Annotated in this window: 17 protein-coding genes and 1 riboswitch; of the genes, 4 read left to right on the forward strand and 13 right to left on the reverse strand. The window is 40.4% G+C overall.

What is annotated here, in order from left to right; translation table 11 throughout:
* Positions 1 to 77: 77 nt before the first annotated feature.
* Positions 78 to 980: a glutamate biosynthesis transcriptional regulator GltC gene (gene gltC / locus CD33_RS12110; protein WP_036201122.1), complete on the forward strand. Its 903-nt coding sequence runs from the start codon at positions 78 to 80 to the stop codon at positions 978 to 980.
* A gap of 131 nt (positions 981 to 1,111) precedes the next feature.
* On the opposite strand, the gene CD33_RS12115 is transcribed toward gltC, so the two are convergent.
* From CD33_RS12115 to CD33_RS12160, 10 genes are all read right to left on the reverse strand, one after another.
* Positions 1,112 to 1,981: a MetQ/NlpA family ABC transporter substrate-binding protein gene (locus CD33_RS12115; protein WP_036201126.1), complete on the reverse strand. Its 870-nt coding sequence runs from the start codon at positions 1,979 to 1,981 to the stop codon at positions 1,112 to 1,114.
* Positions 1,982 to 2,062: 81 nt separating this feature from the next.
* Positions 2,063 to 2,731 carry a methionine ABC transporter permease gene (locus CD33_RS12120; protein WP_036201129.1) on the reverse strand — a complete coding sequence of 223 codons (669 nt, stop codon included), beginning with the start codon at positions 2,729 to 2,731 and terminating at the stop codon, positions 2,063 to 2,065.
* Positions 2,724 to 3,749 (reverse strand): methionine ABC transporter ATP-binding protein, encoded by a 1,026-nt coding sequence (locus tag CD33_RS12125; RefSeq protein WP_036201130.1) that lies wholly within the window; start codon positions 3,747 to 3,749, stop codon positions 2,724 to 2,726. Before CD33_RS12125 ends, CD33_RS12120 begins: the two co-directional genes overlap by 8 nt.
* A gap of 170 nt (positions 3,750 to 3,919) precedes the next feature.
* Positions 3,920 to 4,026, reverse strand: a riboswitch (SAM riboswitch).
* A 61-nt stretch (positions 4,027 to 4,087) separates the two neighbouring features.
* Positions 4,088 to 4,387, reverse strand: a complete 300-nt coding sequence (locus CD33_RS12130; RefSeq protein WP_036201131.1) for a thioredoxin family protein — start codon at positions 4,385 to 4,387, stop codon at positions 4,088 to 4,090.
* A 45-nt stretch (positions 4,388 to 4,432) separates the two neighbouring features.
* Positions 4,433 to 4,789: a toprim domain-containing protein gene (locus CD33_RS12135; RefSeq protein ID WP_036201132.1), complete on the reverse strand. Its 357-nt coding sequence runs from the start codon at positions 4,787 to 4,789 to the stop codon at positions 4,433 to 4,435.
* Between the two features lie 224 nt (positions 4,790 to 5,013).
* Positions 5,014 to 5,394, reverse strand: a complete 381-nt coding sequence (gene gcvH, locus CD33_RS12140) for a glycine cleavage system protein GcvH (RefSeq protein ID WP_036201133.1) — start codon at positions 5,392 to 5,394, stop codon at positions 5,014 to 5,016.
* 81 nt (positions 5,395 to 5,475) lie between these two features.
* Complete coding sequence (locus CD33_RS12145; RefSeq protein ID WP_036201134.1) at positions 5,476 to 5,832, reverse strand: arsenate reductase family protein; 357 nt, start codon at positions 5,830 to 5,832, stop codon at positions 5,476 to 5,478.
* Positions 5,833 to 5,996: 164 nt separating this feature from the next.
* Positions 5,997 to 7,778, reverse strand: coding sequence for an acyl-CoA dehydrogenase FadE (locus CD33_RS12150; RefSeq protein WP_036201279.1), 1,782 nt, complete (start codon positions 7,776 to 7,778; stop codon positions 5,997 to 5,999).
* Between the two features lie 149 nt (positions 7,779 to 7,927).
* Positions 7,928 to 9,100 carry an acetyl-CoA C-acetyltransferase gene (locus tag CD33_RS12155; RefSeq protein ID WP_036201136.1) on the reverse strand — a complete coding sequence of 391 codons (1,173 nt, stop codon included), beginning with the start codon at positions 9,098 to 9,100 and terminating at the stop codon, positions 7,928 to 7,930.
* A 76-nt stretch (positions 9,101 to 9,176) separates the two neighbouring features.
* Entirely contained in the window at positions 9,177 to 11,561 is a 2,385-nt protein-coding gene (locus CD33_RS12160; protein ID WP_036201138.1) for a 3-hydroxyacyl-CoA dehydrogenase/enoyl-CoA hydratase family protein, read from the reverse strand.
* Positions 11,562 to 11,839: 278 nt separating this feature from the next.
* Between CD33_RS12160 and CD33_RS12165 the strand changes: the two genes are divergently transcribed.
* A complete protein-coding gene (locus CD33_RS12165) occupies positions 11,840 to 12,157 on the forward strand; it encodes a thioredoxin family protein (RefSeq protein ID WP_036201139.1) in 318 nt (105 codons plus the stop codon).
* 109 nt (positions 12,158 to 12,266) lie between these two features.
* Positions 12,267 to 12,470: a 2-hydroxymuconate tautomerase family protein gene (locus tag CD33_RS12170; protein WP_036201140.1), complete on the forward strand. Its 204-nt coding sequence runs from the start codon at positions 12,267 to 12,269 to the stop codon at positions 12,468 to 12,470.
* Positions 12,471 to 13,633: 1,163 nt separating this feature from the next.
* Here the strand turns inward: CD33_RS12170 and CD33_RS12175 are convergent.
* A complete protein-coding gene (locus tag CD33_RS12175; protein ID WP_036201280.1) occupies positions 13,634 to 14,353 on the reverse strand; it encodes a YjjG family noncanonical pyrimidine nucleotidase in 720 nt (239 codons plus the stop codon).
* A gap of 107 nt (positions 14,354 to 14,460) precedes the next feature.
* On the opposite strand from CD33_RS12175, the gene CD33_RS12180 reads away from it, so the two are divergent.
* Positions 14,461 to 14,973 carry a C39 family peptidase gene (locus CD33_RS12180; RefSeq protein WP_036201141.1) on the forward strand — a complete coding sequence of 171 codons (513 nt, stop codon included), beginning with the start codon at positions 14,461 to 14,463 and terminating at the stop codon, positions 14,971 to 14,973.
* A gap of 27 nt (positions 14,974 to 15,000) precedes the next feature.
* Here the strand turns inward: CD33_RS12180 and CD33_RS12185 are convergent, their stop codons facing one another.
* Positions 15,001 to 15,891, reverse strand: a complete 891-nt coding sequence (locus tag CD33_RS12185; RefSeq protein WP_373906698.1) for a 5'-3' exonuclease — start codon at positions 15,889 to 15,891, stop codon at positions 15,001 to 15,003.
* Between the two features lie 129 nt (positions 15,892 to 16,020).
* On the reverse strand, positions 16,021 to 16,755 hold the full coding sequence (locus CD33_RS12190; RefSeq protein ID WP_036201143.1) for a GNAT family N-acetyltransferase: 735 nt from the start codon (positions 16,753 to 16,755) through the stop codon (positions 16,021 to 16,023).
* Positions 16,756 to 17,163 lie beyond the last annotated feature (408 nt).

Below are 17,163 nucleotides of genomic sequence, written 5' to 3' on the forward strand. Positions count from 1 at the left end.
AGAATTTTTAGAATAATATAAACAATATATACTTTGGATAGAATTGATCTAATATTTAGATAAATGGGGTGAAAGGGTTGGAATTACGCCAATTACGATACTTTGTAGAGGTAGCGGAGAGGGAACATATTTCTGAAGCAGCCGAACATTTACATGTCGCCCAGTCTGCAGTCAGCAGACAAATCGCAAACCTTGAAGATGAGCTTGGCACACCACTTTTTGAACGGGTGGGACGAAATGTGAAGCTGACACCAATCGGTAAAATCTTTTTGGAGCACTCAGTTACCGCATTGAAGGCAATTGATTTTGCCGCCAAGCAAGTGGAGGAGTACCTGGATCCAGCCAAAGGAACCATTAAAATCGGTTTCCCTACAAGTCTCGCTAGTTACGTCCTGCCAACTGTTATTTCTGCCTTTAAAAAAGAGTTCCCGAACGTACTCTTCCATTTACGCCAAGGTTCCTACCGTTATCTTATTGATGCTGTGAAGAACCGCGAACTCAACCTTGCGTTTTTGGGGCCTGTTCCGCCCAGCGACGACAGCATTCATACATCCATTCTTTTCAGCGAAAAGATACATGCTTTGCTGCCTGCCAACCACCCATTGGCAAACGCTGAAAGAATATTCCTTGGTGACTTACGTAAAGAGAATTTCGTTCTTTTCCCTGAAGGTTACATTTTGAATAAAGTTGTTGTAGATGCTTGTAAAGCTGCAGGCTTCGTTCCGGGGATTACTTCTGTAGGGGAGGATATGGATGCGTTGAAAGGTTTAGTGGCGGCGGGTATCGGGGTTACTTTGCTCCCTGAGAGCTCTCTGTATGATTCCACCCCGCGTTTTACGGTGAAAATGCCGATAGAAAGTCCAGCTATTACTAGAACTGTAGGGGTCATATATCCTACAAACCGAGAACTTGGACCTTCTGAACAAGTATTTTTGAAATTCATCGATAATTTCTTTTCGAGACTGAATCAATTTTTATAGAGATTTCCGTACCCGGGCTGTTCCCTGGGTATTTTTTATGTGCGTAAAAAAAAGAGAATGGGGAATTTGAGCGAACTCAAATTCTCCATTCTCTATATTTGAAGCTAGTTATGTCCCAGCCTCACTTCATTTTATTGATTTACAGGTACTACCGCGCCGTCCCACTCATCCATGATGAATTGTTGGATAGCATCTGAATGCAATACTTCTACTAAACGCTTAATTGCCTCATTGTCTTTATCTTCAGCGCGAACTGCAATGATGTTGACATATGGAGAGTCTGAACCTTCAATGGCAATTGAATCTTCTAAAGGATTGATTTCTGCATCGATTGCGAAGTTGGAGTTGATTACTACTACATCCCCTTCCCCTTCTTCATAGTATGTTACTAGCATTTCTGGGGCTGAACTATTATCGATTACAAGATTTTTTGGGTTCTCAACGACGTCATCCAATGTTGCGGCAGCTTTGTCGACACCCTCTTTTAATTTGATTAATCCTTGAGCTTCTAAAAGAGCCAAGAAACGACCTTCCTCTGCAGGATTGTTCGAAATGATGACTGTTGCACCTTCTGGAAGTTCATCCAATGACTCGTATTTCGTTGAGTAAATTCCCATAGGCTCAATGTGGATTCCGCCTGCATTAACGAAATCATAACCTTTATCGGCAATTTCCTTTTCAAGATAAGGAGTATGTTGGAAATAGTTCGCATCCAGATCACCAGACTCTAGGTCTTGGTTTGGCATAACATAGTCTTGGTAAGGTTTGATATCTAGCTCAATTCCTTCTTCAGCCAAAATCGGTTTTGCTTGTTCCAAGATCAAATCATGTAGACCATTTGAAGCACCAATAGTAATTTTATTATCTGCTTTCTGTTCTGTTGCACCCTCATCGGCAGTATCGCCTGTCGAATTGTTTGTGTCTTCTTCTTTGGCAGAACCGCATGCCGTTAACGCAAGTACGATTGCTGATAATAGCAAGAATGATAAAAATTTCTTCATTTGTTTTTCTCCTTTTCTCTTTGTTTCTATATGTGAACGGCTAAACCGTCAGCACCATTTGGTCGTTTCAGCTAGTAATGATTAGCGTTTATCAGTCTTTGTTGTGATGAAGTCCCCAATGAATTGTAGGATGAAAACAATTAATAAGATAATAATGGTTGCCATTAAAGTGACGTCATCGCGGCTGCGCTGGAAGCCATCTATGAATGCCAGGTTCCCTAATCCGCCTGCACCGATGATTCCGGCCATTGCCGTATACCCTACTAGTGCAACTGCCGTAACCGTAATGCCCGATAGTAATGCTGGCAAGGACTCCGGTATGAGCACTTTCCAAATAATCGTTGATGTTTTTGCCCCCATAGAACGGGCAGCCTCTATCACGCCTTTATCAATTTCTCTTAGCGCGATTAATACCAAGCGGGCATAGAACGGTGCAGCACCGATAATTAAGGCCGGTAAAGCCGCTTCAACGCCACGGATTGTACCGAGCAGGAACTTTGTAAACGGAATTAATAAGATAATTAATACGATAAAGGGAATGGATCGGAAAATATTGACGAGAGACCCAGTTAACACATTCACTATTTTATTCGCCCAAATTTGGTGTGGGCTTGTCAAAAACAGCAATATGCCGATTGCCAGGCCAAGTACGAATGTTACCCCTGTCGAAATAACCGTCATATATAACGTTTCGTATGTAGCTTCCCACATTTTTACCCAATCTACATTCGGAAATAATTGATTAAACATGGTCAATCACCTCCGCTTGAATTTCTCGAGATTCGAGAAGCTTAAATGCTTCTTCAACTTGATTTGGTTTACCATCTATTTGCACAATCAATGTTCCATATGGGCCACTAGTAGTTTGTGTAATATTGCCGTGAACAATATTCACTTCCACATTAAATTCTTTAATGATTTGGGAAATTACCGGCTGTTCCGTTTTATTCCCTATAAAAGTCAGCTTCACAATTTTCCCTGTAGGGTAATTGACAAGAATTTGCTCGATCGATTCTTTCGATTCTCTTGTTCCCGAAACTTGCATGACGAAATTTTTCGTTATTTCTGCTTGAGGATTTTGGAATACATCCAATACGTCGCCGGACTCAACAACTCGTCCAGCTTCCATGACCGCAACACGACGGCAAATTTTGCGGATAACATGCATTTCATGTGTTATAAGAACAATTGTCAAACCAAGACGTTTATTGATATCCAGCAACAATTCCAAAATGGCATCCGTAGTTTCTGGATCAAGTGCACTTGTTGCTTCATCACAAAGCAAAACTTCAGGATTATTGGCTAATGCTCTGGCTATTCCGACACGTTGCTTTTGACCGCCTGATAATTGGGAGGGATAAGCATTTTCCCTGCCTGTCAACCCGACTAGATCGATTAATTCTTTCACGCGTGTTACCCGTTCGGCCTTTGGCACCCCTGCTATTTCTAACGGAAAGGCTATGTTATCTGCCACCGTACGGGACCATAATAGATTGAAATGCTGGAAGATCATACTGATTTTTTGACGTGCTTGTCGAAGCTGCGTGCCTGTTATGGAAGAAATCTGTTGACCATTCACTTCCACCGTACCGGTAGTAGGTTTTTCCAAGCCGTTCAATAAGCGAATCATCGTACTTTTACCGGCGCCACTGTAACCGATAATCCCGAATATTTCACCTTTATTTATGGATAAACTAACATCTTTTACAGCTGTTATTTCCCCATTTTTCGTTTTATATATTTTCGATATATCTTTTAATTCAATCATATGTGACTCCTTACTATATGTCTTCTTGCAATCCGCAACTATGTATTTTTAGAGGTTTGCCTAGTTTACCCGACTACTCAGGATATTACATCCAGTTTTCTTAAATCAAAAAACCCCTTCTACCAAGACAAGTAGAAGGGGACGTAAATGTATTGTTTACGTAAACCGTTCTCTCATCTTCCAAAGTATCCACTTCGCGTGACTTGGCACCTTTTTACACAAATGTAATGGTTGCCGGGTTTCATAGGGCACTTCCCTCCACCGCTCTTTATAAGAGTTACGATATTAAGTTTTAGATTATGGATGTTACTTTACCATGCCAACTCTCACCCCGTCAACTACTTTTTTAACTTTTCATATAGGAATGGTACAGATTGGAAAGCATACAATTTTTCGACGTTTCCATCATCACTGATAAGTAAACAAGGCACACTTTCAATTTGATATTCCTTCGCTAAAGTTTCCAAGTAATTAATGTTGGCCTTGCCAACTGGTAGATCCGGTAAAAGTTCTTCTACGACATCCAACATTTTCGAAGCAACGGCACACGTGCCGCACATCGGTGTATATAGATAAAAGGCAACTAAGGAATGTTGCTCCCGTTGCTGCTCCCAGTTTTCAATTGTCCATTCTTTCATAATCATCATCCTATTTTATTTGTTTAGGTAATAGTAACAGCTTACTTATATTTCAATTGATGAAGATAAATATTGCTTATGCACAGAGAATTTGGCCTCGCTTAATAAATTCGCCAACACTTTTCTTGGCGCGTTTGCCACTTCGATATATGTTCGAGGTATGAAAAGATGAACAGCTTCAGAATAAATTCTCTTAGTAAGCTTTCTCAACTTTTCCCCTGAATTATCCGCATCAAATAACGTATAAAGTTTGCACTCTTCAAATGGTTCCAGAAGATCCAGCAATGCGTCTTCACTGATTGTGCCATTCGTACAAATAATTTTAACATCCTCTGCAAATATTGGTGCAATGTTTAACTTATCAGATCGACCTTCAACAATTATACACTTATCAACTATCATTTGCTTCACCCCACGAATTTGTAGTAACACAGCTAAATAACGTCTTCAAATATGCATAAGGATAATGATTGAAAAGCACGGTTTTCGTTAGCGAAAATCGATGTCTATTCCCACTGAGTTTGTATGAACAGAATCAGTGAAATAAAAGATATGGTTACTTATTATATTAATATTGTAAAAAAAACGCCAGTGGTTTTCTGGCGTTTTAATATATCATATTCAGTTTATGCATCAATTAATTCATCATATTGCTCAGGAGTTAATAAAGCTTCCACTTCTGAAAGATCAGTTGGTTCAATCACTACCATCCAAGCCTGTTCATAAGGTGATTCATTTACAAATTCTGGGCTATCTTCTAGTTCACTATTGATTTCCACCACTTTACCTGAAATCGGTGCGTATAGTTCAGAAACTGTTTTAACAGATTCAACACTACCAAATGGTTCGTTCAGTTGAATTTCGTCCCCAACTTGTGGAAGTTCAACGAAAACAATATCGCCAAGTTCAGATTGTGCAAAGTGTGTGATTCCAATACGGACTTTTCCATCTTCAACTTTTACCCATTCGTGTTCTTTAGAGTAACGTAAATCTTTCGGTGTGCTCACTAAAAACCCCTCCAAATATATGTAATTCATACATGATAAGTTTGACATATTTCATACCCAAAAACAAGATAGACTAGAGCATTATTTCCAAGATTCAGTGAAATCAGTTTCTTTGAATCCTAAAGTCACTTTTTCGCCATCTGTCACAATCGGCCTCTTAATCAACATGCCATCCGAAGCCAGTAATGCTAGTTGCTCATCCTCTGACATGGAACCTAACTTATCCTTCAGCTCTAATTCTTTATATTTCATGCCGGATGTATTAAAGAATTTCTTTAAAGGAAGCCCACTCTTTTCCCAAATTTCTTTCAATTCCTCTTTCGTAGGCGTTTGTTCAACTATATGGATCGCTTCGTATGCAATGCCATTATCCTTCAACCATTTTTCCGCCTTCTTGCATGTCGTACAACGTGGATACTGAATCAATTTAAGTGCCATAATATACTCCTTCACCAACTGTTTAATAATTTATCTAACTAAAGTATAGCAGACAACCAATTCTAAGTGCCAGGCACTCATTCAATTCGGAATATTCTGAATTGAATGAGTGCCTGGCACACGCTAAAAGGCATCCTAGAGTTTAGGATGCCCGAGTTGCAGATTTATACGATATATTTTTCTGCTTCGATCAGCTTTTGTGAAGCTTCACGCTTTTTCAAGATCAAGTTATAAGGGTTATTGCGCGTTAGTTTACGAAGTGCAGAAAGTGTCATTTTTCCTGCATCTCCATCGACTGATGCCAAGATTGTTTCTTTTGCTTCTTTTTCGATTTCAGCAAAGGCTTCTTGACAGAAAATTTCAGTATAAAGGATCTTTTGCTTGGACTTTTCCGCGCCATCACGCTGAATGGCTTTGGCCGTACGAATGACAGCGGATTCCATTGCATACAGTTGGTTTGCGATGTTGGCAATGTTAACCAGAACTTCTTGTTCCGCTTCCAGCTTCGCACCAAATCGTTGTGCAGCAACACCTGCTGCCAATACACCAATTTTCTTGGCATTTCTCACTAAATATTGTTCCTGTGCCAATGGCTCATCGCTGATTTCTTCAGGCATCAGCATCAATAATTCTTCTTGCAGCTTTTGAGCCACTTGTAGAAGCGGCAACTCGCCTTTCAATGCTTTTTTCATGAACGTTCCCGGAACGATTAGGCGATTGATTTCATTCGTTCCTTCAAAGATACGGTTAATGCGGGAGTCACGGTAGATGCGCTCCACTTCATATTCCGCCATGAAACCATATCCACCATGTAATTGAACCGCCTCATCCGAAATATAATCTAAAGTTTCTGAACCGAAAACTTTGGCGATCGAACACTCAATGGCGTATTCAGCAATCGCTCCGGCAATTGCTTTCCCATCTTTTTGTTCCTCTGCCGAAAGCTGGCTTAAACGATCCTCGAAGTAACCCACTGTGCGATAGTTTAAAGATTCAGAAGCATAAAGATGTGAAGCCATCGTCGCGATTTTTTCTTTTGTTAAGTTGAAGCTTGATAGTGGTGTCTTGAATTGTTGACGCTGGTTTGTATAAGCGATTGCCAACTCCAGAGCGCGTTTTGAAGCTCCAACAGTCCCGACGCCCAATTTATAGCGCCCGATATTTAGAATGTTGAACGCGATGACGTGACCGCGGCCAACTTCACCAAGCAAGTTTTCAACTGGAACTTCCGCGTCTTCCAAAATTAAAGTACGCGTTGAGGATGATTTAATCCCCATTTTTTTCTCTTCCGCACCTACGGATACACCAGGAAATTCACGTTCAACAATAAAGGCAGTGAATTTTTCCCCGTCGATTTTTGCGTAAACAACAAACACGTCCGCGAAACCTGCATTCGTGATCCATTGTTTTTCACCATTCAATACATAGTGCGTACCCGCTTCATTCAACTTCGCAACCGTTTTTGCTCCAAGTGCATCAGATCCAGAACCAGGTTCCGTCAATGCGTAGGCAGCGATTAATTCCCCTGAAGCAAGTTTCGGCAAGTATTTTGATTTTTGATCATGATTGCCGAAAAGAACGATAGGCAATGAACCGATACCAACGTGTGCTCCGTGCGTGATAGAAAAACCACCTGCCGGAGACATTTTTTCCGCGATCAATGCAGAGGAGATTTTATCCAATTCCAAGCCTTCATACTCTTCCGGTACATCCGCTGCCAGTAGCCCCAGTTCCCCTGCTTTTTTCAATAAACGCACAGAGTGTTCGAATTCATGATGCTCCAAATTTTCGATAACGGGCTTTACTTCGTTTTCAACGTAATCCGTCGTTGTTTGGGCAATCATTTTTTGTTCGTCCGTAAAATCTTCTGGAGTAATGACACGATCTAATTCCACATCTTCAATTAAAAAACTTCCACCTTTAATAATGTTTTTAGTTTGAACCATTTTTTCTTCCTCCCCTTTAGAAATGATAAGTTCCATAATCTCAAGTACTTCCATCCATCTAACCATCACTATAGAAAAGCACAGACAATCGGCCCTTAAAGGCAACGGCACAGTCGCCTAAGCAGATCGACAATCAGCAAATTTAATAATTATAGAACTTCAATTACGCCTGCAGCGCCCATTCCGCCGCCGATACACATCGTAATTACGCCATATTTTTTCCCTTGTCGTTTTAACTCGTGGATTAGCTTCAATGTTAGAATGGCTCCAGTAGCACCAAGTGGATGTCCTAGGGCAATCGCCCCGCCATTGACATTGACTTTTTCCATATCAATCCCCAAATGGCGCACCACTTGAATTGATTGCGACGCAAAGGCTTCATTCAGTTCCCACAAGTCGATATCATCTTGAGATAGACCTGCAATTTTCAAAGCTTTTGGCACCGCTTCGATAGGACCAATACCCATCACTTCCGGTGGCACTCCGCCCACTGCAAATCCTAAAAACTTCGCCATCGGTTTTAACCCTTGATTTTCTGCTTCTTCCCGATCCATGACAAGGACCGCTGCAGCTCCGTCCGAAGTTTGAGAAGAATTCCCTGCTGTTACGGAACCCTTCACGTTAAATGCGGGACGCAATTTCCCAAGGCCTTCCATGGATGTACCCGGACGAACCCCTTCATCTGTATCAAAGGTAAATGTTCTGGACTGCAATTTATGATTCTCGTCCACAAAATGCTGAACGACTTCAACAGGTACAATTTCATCTTTGAATTTACCTGCCTTGATGGCTTTCTCTGCTAGTTCATGTGAACGCACCGCAAAAGCATCCTGGTCTTCCCTGCTTACCTCATAACGATTCGCTACTTCTTCAGCAGTATGACCCATGCTCATGTAATATTGAGGTGCTTCTTCAGCCAATTTCGGATTGAGACGGACCGTGTTCCCCGTCATCGGGATCATGCTCATCGACTCGACTCCCCCCGCTAGGATGGCCTTCGAGTGACCCAACATGATACGTTCTGCCGCATAGGCAATGGCTTGCAATCCTGAAGAACAAAAGCGGTTAATTGTAATAGCCGGCGTTGAATCCGGAAGTCCGGCCAATGCACCGATATTACGTGCAACATTCATCCCCTGTTCAGCTTCCGGCATTGCACACCCCATTATAAGATCGTCGATGGGACCTTCATAGCCAGCTCTTTTTAATGTTTCTTTTACTACGACTGCCCCAAAGTCATCAGGACGTACAGTAGCAAGAGATCCTTTTTTCGCCTTCGCAATCGGCGTTCTGGCTCCTGCTACAATTACGGCTTCGCGCATTTGTGTATCCCCCTTATTCATTGCTTTTGTCAATTTTTATTATTTTTCAATTTTTATACCGATTCAGATTCATAGTTTAGTTACGCAGCGGCTTACCTTTAATTAGCATGTGCTGCATTCTCGCTTGGGACTTCGGATCGGCTATAAGCTGTAAAAATGCCTCTCGCTCCAAGTTTAATAAATAATCCTCCGTTACCTCTGTTCCGTATGGCACAAGACCCCCAGCGATGACAAAAGCCAGCTTCTTCGCAATTTTCAGGTCATGCTCACTGATAAAGCCTGATTGGAACATACCTTGTGCTCCAAGTAAAAGCGTTGCATAGCCCGGAGCTCCAACTACCTTCACCTTTTTAGCGGCCGGTGCAGTATAGCCGGCATCCCAAAGCGAAATTACAGCCTGTTTTGCATCATAGATTAAATGGTCCGGATTAACTGAAATTCCATCGGCAAAGCTTAGGAAATTATTATCGCGTGCTTCTTCGCCTGATGTAGAAACAGTAGCCATCGCAATTGTTTCAAACACTTTATTGGCAATTGCTTGATAATCAATTTCTACTCCGTTTGGTAGACCTTTCAGGAATTTTTCATAGAGAGCCAGGTTGCCACCGCCACCTGGAATTAAGCCTACTCCTACTTCAACCAAGCCCATATACGTTTCACTGGATGCTTGAATGTGGGCAGCCGGTAAACAAACTTCCGATCCTCCACCCAACGTCATCCCAAAAGGTGCAGCAACAACCGGTTTTGAACTGTATTTCACCCTTCGCATCGCTTTTTGGAATGTACGGATTGTATAATCCAATTCGAAAATATTGTCATCTTGGGCTTCCATCAATATCATGCCTAGGTTAGCACCGACACAGAAGTTTTTTCCTTGGTTTCCGATAACAAGCCCTTTATAATTGTCCTCCACTTCATCTATTGCAAAGTTGAGCATTTGAATAATATCAAGACCGATTGCGTTTGATTTGGAATGGAACTCCAGTAATGCAACCCCGTCTCCCAAATCTATTAAGCTAGCACCAGAATTTGATTTAATAACACCATGTTTTTTCTTGTAGCGTTTTAAGTCGATTACTTTTTCATTAACCGGGACCTTGACATATTCAGCCCCATTGTAATAAGCCAAATCGCCATCTATTTCTGCATAGAACGATTCAAAGCCTTGAGATAAAAATTCCTTAACGAAGCCAGGGACTTTTCGGCCTTCGGATTCCATTTTTTCTACAGACTGTTTCACCCCGATGGCATCCCACATTTCAAATGGACCTTGTGACCAGCCGAATCCCCATTTCATGGCATTGTCGATTTCAACAATACTATCCGCAATCACACCTGTCATTTCCGCGGAGTAAATTAATGTTGGAGCGAAGATGTTCCATAATAATTCACCTGTACGATCGTTGGCATAAACTAGAGTCTTAACTTTATTTGACAGCCCTTTTGTTTGTTTTGCCATTTCAATGGAAGGTGTCTGTAACTTTTTCGCCGGCACATACTCCATCGTAGCAGGATCGATTTCAAGTATTTCCTTACCTTTTTTCAAGAAGAAACCTTGCCCGGATTTCGCACCCAACCAGCCATTTTCCACCATTTTTGTCATTACTTCCGGCAGTTCAAACACTTTTTGTTCTTCGCCATTTGTTTGATCAAAGACCGTTTTGGCCACGTGCAGGAAAGTATCTAGTCCCACTACATCCAAAGTTCTGAAAGTTGCTGATTTCGCACGGCCAATTAGTGTGCCGGTCACCGAATCGACCTCACCGACTGAATAGCCACGGTCCAACATCTCCCTTAGCGTAATCAACAATCCGTATGTGCCGATCCGATTTGCAACAAAGTTTGGCGTATCTTTCCCGATTACCACACCTTTCCCCAGCACATCTTCGGCAAAAGTTTTCATAAAGGATACAACTTCAGGTGAAGTTTGTTTGGTTGGAATGACTTCCAAAAGTTTTAAGTATCTTGGTGGATTAAAGAAATGCGTGCCTAAAAAGTGCGTCTGGAAATCCTCCGAACGCCCTTCAACCATGGCGTTCACACTAATGCCGGATGTATTCGAACTAATAATTGTCCCAGGTTTACGGACTGAATCCACCCGCTCAAATAGATTCTTCTTAATGTCCAGATTTTCTACGACCACTTCGATAATCCAGTCTACTTCTTTGATTTTTTCTAAATCATCGTCAAAATTCCCCGCAGTAATAAGCGCTAAATTTTTCTTTGAAGTGAGTGGTGCTGGTTTATGTTTCAATAGCTTTTGAACCGCACTCGCCGCAAAGCGATTTCGAACAGCAGGGTGTTCTAATGTAAGCCCTTTCGCTTCTTCATCCTTTGTTAACTCTCTTGGAACAATATCCAATAATAATGTAGGAATCCCGATATTCGCCAAATGTGCTGCAATTCCAGATCCCATTACCCCTGAACCGAGTACTGCCGCTTTTTGAATTTTGTAAGACATAAACATCCCCCTTAATCCCTTGAATGAATACTCATTCATTTTATAACGAAAAAAAATAAATTCACTGATTTCAATTCATTAAAACACTTTTTCTGTTCTTAGTGTAGATGATTTCCTTAAATATAGCAATATATTTTAACTTAATTTTCTAAAAATATGATTGATTTATTATATAATTACTAGATTGGTTAATATTTTATGAATCATTGTTCATTAAGTCAAATTACTTTTCCCCTTAATTTAAAATGTGTACACTACATATAAGGAGAGTGATTATTATGCAAAACATTACAACAAATGAGCAATTCAGCGAAATTATCGCTTCAGAACAACCGGTTATCGTAAAATTTTATGCAGGTTGGTGCCCGGACTGCACACGCATGAATATGTTTATTGATCCAATCATTGAAGAATACAGCCAATACACATGGTATGAAATTAACCGTGATGATTTTCCTGAATTAGCAGAAAAATATCAAGTAATGGGTATTCCAAGTTTATTAATCTTCAAAAACAGTGAAAAATTGGCTCACTTACACAGTGCGAACGCAAAATCTCCGGAAGATGTAAAAGAATTCCTGAACGCACAAGGCTAATTGTTAGATTGATAGCTATGAATAGGTATTGCTACTCTATTCATAGCTTTTTCTTTTAAGTTGCGCCCATGTTGATAAATACTAGATGAACATTAAGGAGATAGATAAGATGCCTTATGTAAATATCAAGATTACAAATGAAGATGTGACACCAGAAAAAAAAGCTGCCCTCATCAAGGGAGCAACCCAATTGCTGGTGGACGTACTCGGTAAAAATCCAGCCACGACAGTAGTTGTCATAGACGAAGTCGACACTGACAATTGGGGCATCGCCGGGGAAACTGTAACAAAAAGAAGAAAAGAAGGAAAATAGTTGGTTGTATGAGGTGGAAAATTTCATTTTCCACTTTTTTTAATTTAAAGTATTTTCTCTTCTTTCAACACCTGCAGTATCTTCTGTCCTATAAAAGCCTGGTTCGGGACATTTTCGGTTTTGTCACTTTACAGCTTGGTACTTGACATTTTGCTTGATTCTTCAGTTGGTTTTGTCACTTTATAGCTTGCTTCGGGACAGTTCAACTGAACCTTCGATTTGTTTTGTCACCTTACAGCTTGCTTTGTGACAGTTCCCCTCATCCTACAATTTATTTTGTCACCTTATAGCTTACTTCGGGACAGTTCAACTGACCCTTCAGTTTGTTTTGTCGCTTTACAGCTTGCTTCGTTACATTTCAACTGATCCTTCAGTTTGTTTTGTCACTTTACAGCTCGCTTCGGGACAGTTCCCCTGATTCTTCAGTTGGTTTTGTCACCTTACAGCTTGCTACGGGACAGTTTCCTTCATCCTACAATTTGTTTTGTCACTTTATAGCTTGCTTGGTGACATTTCAACTGACCCTTCGATTTGTTTTGTCACATTACTGCTTGCTTCGTGACACTTCCCCTGATTCTTCAGTTGGTTTTGTCACCTTACAGCTTGCTTCGTGACACTTCCCCTGATCCTTCAACCCGGTTTGTCACTTTACAGATTGGTTCTTGACATTTTCCCTGACCCTTCAATCTGTTTTGTCACTTTACAGCTTGCTTCGGGACAGTTCCCCTGATTCTTCAGTTGGTTTTGTCACTTTACAGCTTGCTTCGGGACATTTCAACTGACCCTTCAACCCGGTTTGTCACTTTACAGCTTGGTTCTTGACATTTTCCCTGACCCTTCAATCTGTTTTGTCACTTTACAGCTTGCTTCATGACACTTCCCCTGATTCTTCAGTTGGTTTTGTCACTTTACAGCTTGCTTCGGGACAGTTCCGCTGAACCTTCAGCCCGGTTTGTCACTTTACAGCTTGCTTTGTGACAGTTCCCCTCATCCTTCAGTTTGTTTTGTCACTTTATAGCTTGGTTCGGGACACTTCCCCTGACCCTTCAGCCCGGTTTGTCACTTTACAGCTTGGTTCATGGCACTTCCCGTGCTCTTTAGCCATATTTATCAAAACAACAGCTATTTAAATCACAGTATCCCCCTCTTGCCCTAATCATTCATTATAAACTCGAACCAAGCTTATGGCTCTCAATCCCCAATAGCTCGTAGATTTCTGCTAGTTTGCGGATTTCATAAGTTGGGGTAATTACAGGGTGTTGAAAGTCCTGCTCCAACAAGTTGATCCAGCATGTATCGATTTCGGCATTCCAGCCGCCCGTTACGTCGGCACTGAAGGAATCGCCGATAATCAAGGTCCTCTTCAAGTCGAGGTTTTCAATTTGAGAAAATACACTATCAAAGAATTCTTTCATTGGTTTTTGATAGCCAGTATCTTCTGAGACAAACACTTTTTTGAAGTACGGGGCAAGACCCGAATCTTTCAACCGTTTATGCTGCGTGTAGGACGCTCCATTTGACACAATATATAAGTCGAATTCCGTATGTAGTCTTTGAATCAATTCCACAGCACCTTCCATTAAATGATGCCCCTCGGATAAATACTTTCGATAGTTCTGTTCCAGAGCGACCCCATCCACCTCGATTCCATAGTGCTGAAATAGAAGGGCAAAACGTGTATTCACGACTTCCTCACGATCTATTTCATCATTTTCATAGGCTTTCCATAAGGACGAATTCAATTTTTTATAATTGTCTTTTATTTCAGGTGTTAATGTATACTGCTGGTCTTTGAATAGCTTTTGAAGGGCCACTTCTTCCGATGCCCGAAAATCCAGTAATGTGTCATCCAAATCAAATAACAAGGTGTTGTATTTCACTATGCTGCTCCCCCTTATTTCTAACTCAATATATATATTCCTAATAAAATTATAGCATTCTTTTGTACACCATCCCTTATATCCCATATGATATAAAAAGAGGTGATAAAATGAAAATCCAGCTAAATGTACAAGGCATATCTCAATATAGCATGGACGTAAACCCGAAGTTTCAAAACTCTGCCTGTGGGCCAACTACAGTATTTGTCATATTAAATTATCACGCTCATCAGGCATCAACGGAAAAAGACATCAATGAACTTTATAAGCTGCTTGGCGGAACGAGAATTGGATTATTTTCATGGCGCCTCATAAAAAACTTACGAAAACTATTAGGCTCAAGCTGGAATATATCACGCTGTACACTCGCCGAAAGCTTGAAAGAACTCGAAGCTGGAAGGCCCGTTGCCATGAAGTTTGATAAACACTTTTCTTTCCAATGGTTCGCAAAACCAACATTCAAATACCATTGGGTCCCTCTGATTGGATATGAACTCACAGATAACGAACTATACTTGATTCTTCATGATAATGGCGGACGAAATCGAGAAAGCCAAATTAGCAAGGTTCGCTATGCGGAAAACTATAAAGTATTAAGTTTCGTAAAAATAGAGCCGAAGTGATTAAAAAAATCACCCCGGCTCATCAATTTACACCAATGAATATAAAGTTTTTGCATGTTTTGCAATCAGGCTGTACCCTTTTTCTTGAAGACGATCAAAAGTTTCTTGTGCGTAATCATTTAATGTCAGTTCTTCCAATGCGGCGTCGATTTGCATTTCCCTCTCAATCTTGGCTAGTTGATGGGATAGCTTGAGCATTTCAAGATTGTCGCTAATCTTATTGCGTTGGGCAGGTTTAAGAGCATCCAGGTTTTCAAGCACCCCGTCGATGGATCCGTAGTTCTGAATCAACTGTAATGCGGTTTTAGGTCCGATTCCTTTAACACCAGGATATCCGTCACTTGTGTCGCCCATAAAAGCCTTCACTTCAGCGAATTTGTACGGCTCGATCAAGTACTCTTCCTTAAAGCGTTGTTCCGAATAAACATCGTATTCAGAATATCCTTTCTTTGTAAAGGCAATTTGTGTTGATGGGTTCAATAACTGGAGCAAATCTTTATCACCGGAAATTACCGTAATCGAGGCTTCATCCTTCCATTTCTCTATCATGGAACCGATCATATCATCGGCTTCCATTCCAATTTCACCAAAGTTTTGCCATCCGATCATTTCCGATACTTCTTTTGCCATATCAAACTGAGGAAGCATTTCTTCGGGTGGTGCCGGACGATTCGCTTTATAGCCATCGAAAATTTCATTCCGGAATGTTTGTGCCCCCATATCCCAGCAAACGGCTAAATGCGTCGGTTTATAGATCGATTGTGCAGTTAATACATGGCGGGCAAAGCCTTGCACCCCGTTTGACGGTGTTCCGTCAGCCAAACGAATATAGTGCCCCATCGCGCTCGAGGCAAAAAAGGAACGAAACAACAGTGCCATTCCATCAACAATCAAAAGATGCGGTTTTATAGTAGTCATCATGAAAAATCCTCTCTAAATCTATTGGTCTTATTATAACAAAATTAAAACAAGATTAGATGACAATAAAATTGTTAATTAATTCGCATATCAATATACTGTAGGGATAAATGGAAATTGATTCTCTATTTAAAAGCTCAGACGTTTTTTCATTCCTTTTAGATTAAGGTGCAGAAGGAATTGACTAAACAACGACTTTGTAATGCACCCTGAGAAAACCGTGACGACCTTTCCGCCAAATTTCTCCTGCAACTCCCTCAAATGCGTGGCATCGCCAAAATCATAAATGAGGTATCCTTGCTCGCCAAAATACTTCATGTTCTCCCAGCATAGAAGATGATTCGCATTTTCACTTTTTGTGTTACACTGTGGGTCTTGTCCGTCATTATATAGTGCCATAACCATATTCTGGCCAACAACATAAATCCGAAAACAAATGGGCCTTTTTTGTTCATTTTCCAGCTTCGTCAAGACGAGTCCGCCTTGGTCACGAAGTAGTTTCAGCGTCTCCACATCAAAGTTGTTCATTTTTCGAATATCGTTTTGTTTGGCATTCAAATTATAAAATTGTTGAAATTCCTCAATTTCTTGATCGGTAGGATGCGTCGATCTAGATATATCCCACTTCTCTTCCTTCACCTTGTCCAATAGAATCTTTAGTTGCTCGGACATTCTATTAATTGGCGTACGTTCTTCCTCACTTAAATTTATATGGAGCGTTTTCTTTCCCTGAAGCTTGCGGCTCGGTTTTACAACATGAATATAATTGATCAATTTCGGTTCATATCTGTTATCACACTTCGATTCTTGAAAATAAACCTGCTCAACTGGCAAAATAAATAATTTCCTTTTGATTTTCAACATGTACAATACCCTCCTTTAACATATTTTTTATAGTCAAAAATATAATTGGGTGATTTATTTTAATAGATTGACTATAGGTCAAAAATTTCTGAATTTAAGGTAAATTCATTTTCCCACTATATCTTTCTGCAGTTCTGGTCAGCTAAATATTTCCTAGGGAATAAATTAAAATTCATTTCGGTATTGATAATTCGTCATTAAACAAAGAAAAAATGAATCGTCGGTGATTTAAAGAAATTTTTATAATATAATTTATTCACCATCTCTGATAATTACCCAAACATTAGCATTACGGTCTTTCCACTCCTTTCTAATCAGTTGGAATAATAGAGTGATTAATAGAATCTCTCATTATATATAATCCAGTTATTGACAATAATTCGACATCCTATCCCTAAAAAAGTAAAT

Source organism: Ureibacillus sinduriensis BLB-1 = JCM 15800, from assembly GCF_000772955.1.
In the GTDB taxonomy this organism is placed as follows: domain Bacteria; phylum Bacillota; class Bacilli; order Bacillales_A; family Planococcaceae; genus Ureibacillus; species Ureibacillus sinduriensis.

What these genes read in the sequence shown, in the direction of transcription:
- CD33_RS12130 (WP_036201131.1), bottom strand. Translation starts at nt 4,387, where the DNA reads ATGAAAGAATGGACAATTGAAAACTGGGAGCAGCAACGGGAGCAACAT.
- CD33_RS12120 (WP_036201129.1), bottom strand. Translation starts at nt 2,731, where the DNA reads ATGTTTAATCAATTATTTCCGAATGTAGATTGGGTAAAAATGTGGGAA.
- CD33_RS12115 (WP_036201126.1), bottom strand. Translation starts at nt 1,981, where the DNA reads ATGAAGAAATTTTTATCATTCTTGCTATTATCAGCAATCGTACTTGCG.
- CD33_RS12170 (WP_036201140.1), top strand. Translation starts at nt 12,267, where the DNA reads ATGCCTTATGTAAATATCAAGATTACAAATGAAGATGTGACACCAGAA.
- CD33_RS12160 (WP_036201138.1), bottom strand. Translation starts at nt 11,561, where the DNA reads ATGTCTTACAAAATTCAAAAAGCGGCAGTACTCGGTTCAGGGGTAATG.
- CD33_RS12135 (WP_036201132.1), bottom strand. Translation starts at nt 4,789, where the DNA reads ATGATAGTTGATAAGTGTATAATTGTTGAAGGTCGATCTGATAAGTTA.
- CD33_RS12125 (WP_036201130.1), bottom strand. Translation starts at nt 3,749, where the DNA reads ATGATTGAATTAAAAGATATATCGAAAATATATAAAACGAAAAATGGG.
- CD33_RS12180 (WP_036201141.1), top strand. Translation starts at nt 14,461, where the DNA reads ATGAAAATCCAGCTAAATGTACAAGGCATATCTCAATATAGCATGGAC.
- CD33_RS12190 (WP_036201143.1), bottom strand. Translation starts at nt 16,755, where the DNA reads ATGTTGAAAATCAAAAGGAAATTATTTATTTTGCCAGTTGAGCAGGTT.
- CD33_RS12165 (WP_036201139.1), top strand. Translation starts at nt 11,840, where the DNA reads ATGCAAAACATTACAACAAATGAGCAATTCAGCGAAATTATCGCTTCA.
- CD33_RS12145 (WP_036201134.1), bottom strand. Translation starts at nt 5,832, where the DNA reads ATGGCACTTAAATTGATTCAGTATCCACGTTGTACGACATGCAAGAAG.
- CD33_RS12155 (WP_036201136.1), bottom strand. Translation starts at nt 9,100, where the DNA reads ATGCGCGAAGCCGTAATTGTAGCAGGAGCCAGAACGCCGATTGCGAAG.
- CD33_RS12150 (WP_036201279.1), bottom strand. Translation starts at nt 7,778, where the DNA reads ATGGTTCAAACTAAAAACATTATTAAAGGTGGAAGTTTTTTAATTGAA.
- CD33_RS12185 (WP_373906698.1), bottom strand. Translation starts at nt 15,891, where the DNA reads ATGACTACTATAAAACCGCATCTTTTGATTGTTGATGGAATGGCACTG.